At 71.5% G+C, this 10144-nt stretch carries 11 protein-coding genes; 10 read left to right on the forward strand and 1 reads right to left on the reverse strand.

The annotated features are described in order from the left end of the window. Positions 1 to 167, forward strand: a 167-nt coding sequence (locus tag I4I78_RS33025) for a VOC family protein (RefSeq protein ID WP_374225912.1), incomplete at its 5' end; no start/stop codon positions are given. Continuing rightward, a complete protein-coding gene (locus I4I78_RS24805) occupies positions 164 to 763 on the forward strand; it encodes a YdeI/OmpD-associated family protein (RefSeq protein ID WP_308252336.1) in 600 nt (199 codons plus the stop codon). The genes I4I78_RS33025 and I4I78_RS24805, both read left to right, overlap by 4 nt. Positions 764 to 1087: 324 nt before the next feature. Here I4I78_RS24805 and I4I78_RS24810 read toward each other — a convergent pair whose 3' ends face one another. Beyond that, positions 1088 to 2698, reverse strand: a complete 1611-nt coding sequence (locus tag I4I78_RS24810) for a hypothetical protein (RefSeq protein WP_218613900.1) — start codon at positions 2696 to 2698, stop codon at positions 1088 to 1090. Positions 2699 to 3107: 409 nt separating this feature from the next. Between I4I78_RS24810 and I4I78_RS24815 the strand changes: the two genes are divergently transcribed. The 8 genes from I4I78_RS24815 to mnhG form a co-directional block, all read left to right on the forward strand. Continuing rightward, positions 3108 to 3596 carry a GNAT family N-acetyltransferase gene (locus tag I4I78_RS24815; protein ID WP_218613905.1) on the forward strand — a complete coding sequence of 163 codons (489 nt, stop codon included), beginning with the start codon at positions 3108 to 3110 and terminating at the stop codon, positions 3594 to 3596. A gap of 189 nt (positions 3597 to 3785) precedes the next feature. Further along, positions 3786 to 6167 carry a hydrogen gas-evolving membrane-bound hydrogenase subunit E gene (gene mbhE / locus I4I78_RS24820; RefSeq protein ID WP_218613907.1) on the forward strand — a complete coding sequence of 794 codons (2382 nt, stop codon included), beginning with the start codon at positions 3786 to 3788 and terminating at the stop codon, positions 6165 to 6167. Continuing rightward, positions 6164 to 6793, forward strand: coding sequence for an MnhB domain-containing protein (locus I4I78_RS24825; RefSeq protein WP_308252337.1), 630 nt, complete (start codon positions 6164 to 6166; stop codon positions 6791 to 6793). The genes mbhE and I4I78_RS24825 overlap by 4 nt, the downstream gene beginning before the upstream one ends. Beyond that, positions 6790 to 7344, forward strand: a complete 555-nt coding sequence (locus tag I4I78_RS24830; RefSeq protein ID WP_308252338.1) for a Na(+)/H(+) antiporter subunit C — start codon at positions 6790 to 6792, stop codon at positions 7342 to 7344. Before I4I78_RS24825 ends, I4I78_RS24830 begins: the two co-directional genes overlap by 4 nt. Further along, positions 7341 to 8915, forward strand: coding sequence for a Na+/H+ antiporter subunit D (locus tag I4I78_RS24835; protein WP_226380381.1), 1575 nt, complete (start codon positions 7341 to 7343; stop codon positions 8913 to 8915). Before I4I78_RS24830 ends, I4I78_RS24835 begins: the two co-directional genes overlap by 4 nt. Positions 8916 to 8949: 34 nt before the next feature. Further along, a complete protein-coding gene (locus tag I4I78_RS24840) occupies positions 8950 to 9516 on the forward strand; it encodes a Na+/H+ antiporter subunit E (protein ID WP_218613901.1) in 567 nt (188 codons plus the stop codon). Then, positions 9513 to 9779, forward strand: coding sequence for a monovalent cation/H+ antiporter complex subunit F (locus I4I78_RS24845; RefSeq protein ID WP_218613902.1), 267 nt, complete (start codon positions 9513 to 9515; stop codon positions 9777 to 9779). Before I4I78_RS24840 ends, I4I78_RS24845 begins: the two co-directional genes overlap by 4 nt. A gap of 76 nt (positions 9780 to 9855) precedes the next feature. Then, positions 9856 to 10144 (forward strand): monovalent cation/H(+) antiporter subunit G (gene mnhG / locus I4I78_RS24850; protein ID WP_255567184.1); only part of this gene is annotated, 289 nt, incomplete at its 3' end.

Genomic DNA, 10144 nt, shown 5'->3' on the forward strand with positions numbered 1-10144 from the left:
TCGCGACGCTGCTGCAGATGGGTGCCACCGAGTACCAGCCGATCACCGAGCACGGCGACGGGTCCGGGTTCACGACCGCCTCGGTGATCGACCCGTTCGGCAACGTCCTGGGCGTCATGCACAACCCTCACTTCCTCGAGATGCTCGCCGCGCGGAGCGCGTCGTGACCGCGGTGCTCGACGTCCTGGTGGCCGACCGCGCGCAGTGGCGCGCCTGGCTGTGCTCGCAGAGCGGCACCGCCGAGGAGATCTGGCTGGTCATCCCGCACGCCCGTCACCGAACCCCGGAGAACTCCGGGATCAGCCACCGGGAGGCGATCGAGGAGGCCCTGTGCGTCGGCTGGATCGACAGCCACGCCCGCCGGTACGACGAGTACTCGATGATCCAGCGCTTCGGCCCGCGCGGTCCGCGCAGCACCTGGAGCAAGGTCAACCGCGAGATCGTGGAGCGGCTCGAGACCGACGGGCTGATGACCCCGGCGGGACGGGCCGTCGTCGACCTCGCCCGGCGGACCGGGACGTGGTCGGTCCTCGCCGAGGCGCAGGACGGCGTCGTCCCCGACGACCTGCGCGAGCACCTCGCCGGCGACGCCGCGTCCTTCGACGCGTTGTCCCCGTCGGCCCGGCGCACGATCCTGGAATGGATCGCCCGCGCGAAGCGTCCGGAGACGCGCCGACGCCGGATCGCCCGGGTCGCCGAGTGCGGCGCTCTCTGCACCACCCCTCCGGAGCTCAACCTCCGGACCCGCGTCGCCCGGCCCTGACGAGAGCCGAGGAGCAGCCGCGGCCGACGCCTCACCGGCGCCCGATCCCCAGTGACCTCGATGAGCGTCACGAAATGGCGACCGACCCGACCACAACGTGACGCCCGATCGGCACTGGCCCGGGCACGCCCGCCGAGATTCACGGGATGGCGATATTTGCCACCACAACGTGACTCCCGATCATCGCCTGGTCCGGCGGCCCTCACGAGCGTCACGAAATGGCGATCCCGCACACCACAAGTTGACGGTCGATCGCCCGCCGCAGGTGCGTATCGCGGAACGCACGCCCGGCGGGCCGGTGCGACGCTCACGCGGCGCGTGAACTCAGGCGGGATCGGGCACGTATCGGCCCGCCATGGACTCCGCCCAGTCCGACAGATCGGGATGCTCCGCCGCAACGTCGAGCAATCCGGTGATGGACCAGTACCGGACGGGTACCGATGGGACGGCTGCGGCGACCGCCTGCACGACACTGCGGGCACGATCGTCGTCGGCACGACCGAGAACCACCGCCAACACGTCGTCGCACTCGCCGTTCGCACGGACCGATTCGGTGAGCAGAACGGAACGCAGGAATTGGGTCCTGCCGGCGCGATGTAGTGCCTCGACGTCTCCTTCTGCGAGACCGAGCCGCTTCAGCAGATGCTCGTAGCGATCTGCGCGACCTGCCTTCTTCAAACGATCTCTGGAGAATTCGTCGGTGTACTTGACCTCGATGGTGATCAGCAGCCGGCGTCCGTCGGAGGTACGGCCAGCGGCAGCGATATCGGCCGCGCTCTTGTCGCCGGTGTGCGTCGCCGGGCGCGGTGCCCACTCGGCCTGCAGACCGTCGAGGTCGAAAGGGGCGTCATCGGCATTGATCCGGTCGAACGTCACGATCTTCTGCCCGGTCATGGTCGACAGGACCGTCAGCGTGGACTCCGGCCGTGCCCGCAGCTCACCGGCGAGACTGAACGCCAATGGCTGGCTCGACAGCAGGTTGCGCCACAAGCGGCCCACCTCGACCACGCCGCCGGCGCTGCGCACCACAGGTATCCGCGCCCGTGTGTACTCGATGGCGGCGTCGGACATGAGGTTCCAGCCCGCGTCCTCCGCGGAGATCCCGTCGTGCTCGACGGGCAACATGCTGTCGACGAGCTTCGTGTCTCGATCGCCCCGACCTTCCGGAGCCTCGAGGACCTCGTCCCGCCATTGGCCCTGGTGCGCGCGATGGCGTCGTCGCGCGACCGGGTCGGAGTCGACCCGACGTCGACCGCCACGTTCGGCGTTCCACAGGGCGTGGTCGACTTCCCACGGAGTGCGACCGATCTCGGCGGCTGCATCGGTGAGGAGCGTGCGTGCCTCGCCGGTACCGACCGGGCGGTCGAGGACACGCCCCAACCAACGGAGAACCATCCGGTCCGGCTTGATGATCTGGTCGTCGCCGAGCAGCATCCAGAGGTAACCGAGCCGGACTTCACCGCTCCCGTTGCCCCGGACCTTGCGCAGCCGCTCTTCCAGCGCAGCGAGCCTGGAAGCGTCGATGAGCAATGCGGGGAGGTCGGCGTAGCGCTCCACACCCGCTTCGACGAGTGCGCCGGCGTACTCGCGTGCCGCCTCTGCCTTGAGGATCCCGCCCCGAGGGCTCGTGCGTTGGCGGTTCCGCAGGACGGTCGCAGCGAACACGTCGACCTCGTCCACATCCACATCCGCGAGGAAGGCGCTCAGCGCCTGTTCGGCGTATGTCCCGATTACGGCGGCCGTATCCGAGGTCTGCAACGGCGTGATCCCGACCGTGTCCGCGTAGCGGCGGCAAGTGTTCACGGTGGTCGTGTAGCGCGCGCCCATCGAGAACACCGCGTCGAGGATGCAGAGGCTGACGTGAGCCCACCTCCGGTCCCGCGGGGTGATCGCCAGCGACCGGGCGGCGTCGGTCACGAGCCTGACGGCATCCATCAGGAGATGGTGTCGCCTAGCGCGTCGGCGAGGACGTGGGGCCACCCAATCGTGGCTCGCCTCCTCCGTGGTGCCGGTTCATGAGACAGAAACTCACCGACACCACGTCGAGCGTCACGAAATGGCGATCGAGCGCACCGGAACGTGACGGCCGATCGCAGCAGGGGTCCGCCGTCTCGTCGAGCGTCACGAAGCGGTGGCCCGAGCGACCAATACGTGACACTCGATCCGTGGCCGGGCGGACATCCACCCCCGGGATGGACGCCTTGCCCGCCCGCGCTCGGGGATCGGCCTGCGCTCGGACCTGCTCACCGGAGGTGTGCGCGAGCTACCGGTCACCTGGTGAGCCGGGGGCCACATCGAACTCGGCGGCGCGGGGACGCCTGCGCCACCTACGGTGGATCGCGTGATCGATCTCCGCGTCGCCGGCCTGGACCACCCGGATGCGGTGGCGTTGAACGAGCAGGTGCAGAGCTACTACCGCGAGATCTACGGCGACGGTGACGTGACGACGCTGCTGCGCGAGCAGTTCGACGCCCCGCGCGGGATCTACCTGGTCGGCTACGACGGCGTCCGCCCGGTCGCGTCCGGAGCCTGGCGTGCGCTCGAGCCGGACCCGGTCGACCCGGTCGACGACGTCGTCCGCGACGGCGACGCCGAGATCAAACGGATGTACGTGGTGCCCGACGTCCGGGGCAAGGGGCACGCCCGCGCGGTGCTCGCCGAGCTCGAACGCACCGCCCGCGCGGCCGGGCGGCGACGGATGGTGCTCGAGACCGGGACCCGGCAACCGGACGCGGTGGCGCTCTACGTCAGCTCCGGGTACACCTCGATCGGAACCTTCGGCGTGCACCGCGACGACCCCCGCTCGCGCTGCTTCGCCAAGCCGCTGGTCTGATCACCGGCCCCGTCCGGGGAGTTCCGGGACCCGGCACGGGTGAGCACTGCCTCGTGAACGGGCGTTATGTCGGTCCCGGTCGATAGGATCGACGTCGACCCCCCCTCAAACGTCCGGATCGCCCCCGCCGGATCGCCCCGACGACGCGTGTACGCCTCCCCGGGCCGCGCCGCTAGGAGCTTGACGACCGTGCTGGTGCTCGTGCTCGCCCATCTCGCGGTGGCCGCCGTGCTGCCCACGGTGGCGCGCCGCAGCCGGGCGTTGGCGTTCGGCGCCGCCGCGGTCCTTCCGGCGGTCACCCTGGTCTGGGCACTGGCGAACGCCGAGGCCGCGCTCGGGGCCGGCGTCTCGGAGCGGGTGGAGTGGGTGCCGCAGCTGGGTCTGTCGTTGAGCCTGCGCCTGGACGCGCTCGGGCTGGAGATGGTCGTGCTGGTCAGCGGGCTGGGCGCGCTGATCCTGGCCTACAGCGCCTGGTACTTCGGCTCCGGCAGCCGGGACGCGCCGCGGACGGCGACGCTGCTGCTCGCGTTCGCGGGCTTCATGCTCGGCCTCGTCCTGGCCGACGACCTGCTCACGCTCTACGTGTTCTGGGAGCTGACGACGATCGCGTCGTTCCTGCTGGTGGGGCAGGGCGGCCTGCACCGGGCGAACCGTCGGGCCGCGGTGCAGGCACTGCTGGTCACGGTGTTCGGCGGGCTGGCGATGCTGCTGGGCATCGTGCTGCTCGGGCACGCGGCCGGCACCTACGTGATCTCCGAGATCGTCGCCGCGCCGCCGGTCGGGGCGGCCGCGACGGCCGGGCTCGTGCTGATCCTGCTCGGTGCACTGACCAAGTCCGCGCAGCTGCCGTTCCACCCCTGGCTGCCGGCGGCGATGGCCGCCCCGACGCCGGTCAGCGCGTACCTGCACGCGGCGTCGATGGTGAAGGCCGGGGTCGTGCTGGTCGCCCGGCTCTCCCCGGCGTTCGCGGTCCGCCCGGAGTGGTGGGTCCCGGTCGTCGTGCTCGGGCTGGCCACGATGCTGCTCGGTGGTTGGCGGGCGCTCACCGAACCCGACCTCAAACGGCTGCTCGCGTTCGGCACGGTCAGCCAGCTCGGCTTCCTGATGGTGCTCTTCGGCGCGGGCGGGCGGATCGCCGCGTTCGCGGGCATCGGGATGCTGCTCGCACACGGGCTGTTCAAGGCGCCGCTGTTCATGGTCGTCGGCGCCATCGACAAGATCACCGGCACCCGGCGCGTCGACGAGCTGTCCGGTCTCGGCAGGCGCCGCCCCGGGCTGGCCTGGGTGGCCGGTCTCGCCGGCGCGTCGATGGCCGGGCTGCCGCCGATGCTCGGCTTCGTCGGCAAGGAGGCGGCGTTCGAGGCCTTCCTGCACGACGCCGACCTGCGCGGCTGGATCGTCGCGATCGGCCTGCTGATCGGGTCGATGCTCACCGTCGCCTACACCGTCCGGTTCCTGCGGGGCGCGTTCGGCACCAAGCCGGGCCGCGAACCCACCGAGTCCTCCGCGCCGTCGGCCGGGCTGACCGTGCCCGCCTGGATCTGCGCGATCGCCGGGATCGGCCTCGGCGTGTTCTACGGGTTCCCCGACGGCCCCGCCGAGTCCTACGCGGCGGCCTACCCCGAGGCGGGCGACCCGGTCGCGGCGGACTACCACCTGGCCCTGTGGCACGGCCTCGGCCTGCCGCTGCTGTTCTCCGCGCTCGCACTCCTCGGCGGCCTGGCCCTGCACCGGTGGAACCCCGTGGTGGCCGCGACGTCGGCCCGGTTCGCGACCCCGGTGTCCGCGCAGCGGAGCTACGAGCACGTGGTGAGCGGGCTGGAGCGCCTCGCCACGTTCGTCACCGGTCGCCTGCAGGCGGGCTCGCTGCCCGTCTACCTGGGCTCGGTGCTCATCACGATGCTGGCGTTGCCCGGCGTGGCGATGGTGCGGGCGCTGGTCGCCGGCCTGCTGCCGCCGATGCCGCGCCTGATCGACACGGTCGTGCAGCTGCCGCTGGGGGCGGCGGTGATCCTGTGCACGCTGGGGCTGCTGCGGGCCCGCCGCCGGTTCACCGCGGTGCTGCTGGTCGGGGCGATCGGCTACGGCATCGGCGGGCTGTTCATCGTCGACGGCGGACCGGACCTGGCACTGGCACAGTTCCTCGTCGAGACGCTGACGCTGGTCGCATTCGTCTTCGTGCTGCGTCGCCTGCCCGCGCACTTCGACACGACGCGCACCGCCCGGGCGTCGCGGCGGGCGACGGTCACCAAGGCGGTGGTGGCGGGCGCTGCGGGGATCATGGTCGCGGTGACCGCGGTGCTGCTCGGCGGCGCCCGCACGGCGCCGACGACGGCCAGCGCCGAGTACATCGCGCAGTCCAGGGAGGGCACCGGCTCGGACAACGTGATCGCCGCGATCCTGGTCGACTTCCGCGCGCTGGACACCGTCGGCGAGATCAGCGTCCTGCTGGTGGCCGCCGCGGGCACCGCGAGTCTGGTCCTGGCCACCCGGTTCGACCGCCGCACCCGCCGGGACGACGTCGAGAGCGGCTCCGGATCGCCGGACCACGAGAGGGAGGTGCTGGGGTGAGCAGCGGGAACCAGCAGAGGACGGGAGCCGAGCCGCCGTCGTCGGGAGCCGTCGACACCGGCGCTCCGGTGCCCTTCGCGGAGTGGGACACCCCGGCCGAGCGGTGGTCGTTGCCGGGCGCGTGCCCGGTCGGCGCGCGCCGCACGCTGATGCTGGAGACGGCGGCCCGGGTGCTGTTCCCGATCGTCCTCGTGTTCTCGGTGTACCTGCTGATCGTCGGTCACTACGGCCCCGGCGGCGGGTTCGCGGGCGGGTTGACCGCCGGACTCGCGTTCGTGCTGCGCTACATCGCCGGCGGCGGCGCCGACGGCGCCGAGATCGGCGCCCGGATCAAAGTGCGGCCGCCGATGCTGGTCGGTCTGGGACTCACCGTTGCCGTGCTCGCCGCGCTGATCCCGGTCCTGTTCGGTGCGCCCGTGCTGGCGAGCGCCAAGGCGACGTTCGTGCTGCCGGTGATCGGCCGGGTGGACCTGGTGTCGAGCCTCGCGCTCGACATCGGCGTGTACCTGCTGATCATCGGCGTGGTGCTGGACCTGCTGCGCTCGCTGGGCAGCGGCATCGAGCGCGACGCCCGTGCCGCGGGCGACGACCCGGAGGACGTCGAGCACCCGGTGATGCGGCTGTGAGCAGCATCAACCTGGCCATGGCGCTGGTTCTGGCCGTCCTGTACTCGGTCGGCTTCTTCCTGCTCCTGCAACGTTCGCTGATGCGCATCCTGATCGGCATCGTGGTGCTCGGACACGGCGCGAACCTGCTGCTGCAGCTGGTCGGTGGCCCGCCCGGGCGGGCGCCGGTCCTCGGTGTCGCAGCGCCCGAGGAGTTCACCGACCCGTTGCCACAGGCACTGGCCCTGACCGCGATCGTGATCACGTTCGCGCTCACCACCTACCTGCTCGCACTCGGCTACCGGTCCTGGGTGCTCACCGGGCACGACGAGGTCCAGGACGACATCGAGGACCGCCGGATCGCGCTGCGCGGCCGTCCCGAGGGGTCGATGGGCGAGGACGCCGCGGAGGGCGGCCCGGAGTCCGACGGCGACGACCCGGGTTCGGCCGCCGCCTCCGAGGAGCCCGATGACGCGGAGCCGGACGAGCCCGCCGCGGTCGGCGCCGGGTCCGGTACGGACGTCTCCGGGCCGACGGACGGCGACGGCCGCACGGACGGGGCGGGCCGATGAGCCCCGACTCGCTCCTGACCGCACTGCCGGCGATCGCGATCCTGCTGCCGATCCTGGGCGCGGCCCTGTCGGTGGTCGGATCCCGCTCGGCGCGGCTGCAGCGGTTGATCGGGATCGCGGTGCTCTCGGCGGTCAGCGCGATCGCCGCGGTGCTGCTGGTCGCCGCGGACTCGGGCGGTCCGGTGGTCACCGAGCTCGGCGGCTGGCGGGCGCCGATCGGTGTGGTCCTGGTGGCCGACCGGCTCTCCGCGCTGCTGTTGCTGATCTCGACGCTGGTCACGCTGGCGGTCCTGGTCTACGCCATCGACCAGCGGATCTCCGACTACGGCCGGGAGACCCCGTCCACCACGTTCCACCCGATCTTCCTGATGCTCACGACCGGTGTGTCGATGGCGTATCTGACCGGCGACCTGTTCAGCCTGTTCGTCGCGTTCGAGATCATGCTGGCCGCGTCCTACGTGCTGATCACCCGTCGGACCGACGCCGCCCGGGTGCGCTCCGGAATGACCTACGTGATCGTCAGCCTGGCGTCGTCGCTGCTGTTCCTGACCACGATCGCGCTGGTCTACGCCTCGACCGGCACGGTCAACCTCGCCGACCTGGCCGGCCGGATCCCCCAGCTCCCCCCGGAACTGTCGACGGTGCTGAGCCTGATGGCCGTGGTCGTGTTCGGGATCAAGGCGGCGATCGTGCCGCTGCACTTCTGGCTGCCCGACAGCTACCCGAACGCGCCCGCACCGGTCACCGCGCTGTTCGCCGGCCTGCTGACCAAGGTCGGGATCTACGCGCTGCTGCGGACCCAGACGTTGATCTTCCCGCACGACGGCCCGTCGATCCTGCTGCTGGTGCTCGCGGCCCTGACGATGGTCGTGGGTGCCCTCGGGGCGCTGGCCCAGAACGACCTGAACCGGCTGCTGTCGTTCCTCCTGGTCAGCCACATCGGCTTCATGCTGTTCGGGCTGGCGGTGTACGACGTGCGCGGGGTCGCGGGCACGGCGCTCTACGTCGTCCACCACATCACCGTGCAGGCGACGTTGTTCCTGGTCAGCGGATTGATCACGCGACGGACCGGGACCGTGTCGATCGACGCGATGGGCGGACTGGTCAAACTCTCGCCCGGTCTGGCCGTGCTGTTCGCGATACCCGCGCTGACGCTGGCCGGGATCCCTCCGACGTCGGGGTTCGTGGCCAAGCTGGCGCTGCTCGAGGCCGGGGCCGGGGCGGGCGTCGCGGGGTCCGTCGTGGCCGGCGTGGTGGTCCTGGCCAGCCTGCTGACGCTCTACGCGATGGCCCGGGTCTGGGTGCGGGTGTTCTGGGGCAAGCCCAAGGAACCGCTGCCCGATCCGGACCCGACCGACGAGCTCGTCGTCGGGACGGCGCGGACGTCGACGCCGATGTTCGTGGCCAGCGCCGGGCTGATCGCGGTCAGCGTGCTGATCGCGGTCGGCGCGGGACCGCTGACCGAGGTCACCACCCGCGCCGGGACCGACCTGATCGGGCGCACCCCCTACGTCGACGCCGTACTCGGCGAGGGCGCGCCGGGTGCGGGGCAGCCGGGAGTGGGCCGATGACCGTCTACCGGGCGTTCCCTCCCGGGGAGGAGTCATGAACACCACCTTCGTGCGCCGGCTGCCGCAGGTCCTCGGCCTGACCCTGGTATGGGTCGCGCTCTGGGGCATCTTCTCGCCGAAGATCATCCTCGGCGGGGTGCTGGTCGCCGTCGCCGTCACCGTGATGTTCCCGATGCCGCTGCTCGACCGGCTCCCGGTGCGCCCGTGGCCGTTGCTGCGGTTGATCGGCTTCCTGCTGGTGGACCTGGTGATGTCCGGGATCGTGGTCGCGCGCCAGACGCTGTGGCACGGTCCGCGGGCCCGCGCCGGGATCATCGCGGTGCCGATGCTGACCCGTTCCGGACGGGTCGCGACGATGATCGCCGGAGGGCTGGCCCTGACCCCGCGCAGCTTCGTGCTGCAGATCGACCGGCGACGCGGCGTCTGGTACGTCTACGCGCTCGGCCTGGCCTCGGACGCCGATATCGAGCAGGTCCGCCTGCAGGTGTACACGCTGCAACGACGGGTGATCGAGGCGTTCGGCCACCGGGACGAGGTGGCGCGCTGCCACCGGGAGGCGCCGGCCGGGCCTCTCTCCGAACGGATGGAGGAGCCGTCGTGACGGTCGTGTTCACGCTGGTCCTGCTCATGCTGACCGCGGCGGCCGGGCTGACGATGCTGCGGCTGTTCCGGGGGCCCAGCACGCTGGACCGGCTCGCCGCCCTGGACGTGTTCGTGGTGCTGATCGTGGCCGCGGCGGCGGTCTATGTCGCCTACTACCAGGACGGGTCGAACATCCCGTTGCTGGTCGCGGTGTCGCTGACCGTGCTGGTCGGTACGGCGGCCGCCGCCCGGCTGCTCGAGCGATGGGAGCGGCACCGGTGAGCGGCGTCGACGTCGGTCCGTCCGTGGAGACGCCGTGAGCTGGGACGAGATCCGCAACGTGCTGTGCGCCGTGCCGATGCTGCTCGGTGCGGCGTTCTGCCTGCTCGGCGCGCTCGGGCTGGTGCGGCTGCCGGACCTGCCCGCCCGGTTGCAGGCCGCGACGAAGCCGCAGACCCTCGGGCTGCTGCTGATTTTGCTCGGGACGGCGTTCCGGGTGGAGTGGGAGAGCGCGGTCACGCTGCTGCTGGTCGTGCTGTTCCAGGTGGTGACCGCCCCGGTGATCTCGCAGATCGTCGGGCGTTCGGCCTACCGCAGCGGCACCCTGGACCGCTCCCGCCTGATCGTCGACGACCTGACCGCCCAGG

Source organism: Pseudonocardia sp. KRD291, from assembly GCF_019263595.1.
GTDB lineage: Bacteria > Actinomycetota > Actinomycetes > Mycobacteriales > Pseudonocardiaceae > Pseudonocardia.

Excerpts from the sequence above, each read along its gene's own strand:
- I4I78_RS24810 (WP_218613900.1), bottom strand. The coding sequence starts at position 2,698 with ATGGATGCCGTCAGGCTCGTGACCGACGCCGCCCGGTCGCTGGCGATC.
- I4I78_RS24835 (WP_226380381.1), top strand. The coding sequence starts at position 7,341 with ATGAGCCCCGACTCGCTCCTGACCGCACTGCCGGCGATCGCGATCCTG.
- I4I78_RS24840 (WP_218613901.1), top strand. The coding sequence starts at position 8,950 with ATGAACACCACCTTCGTGCGCCGGCTGCCGCAGGTCCTCGGCCTGACC.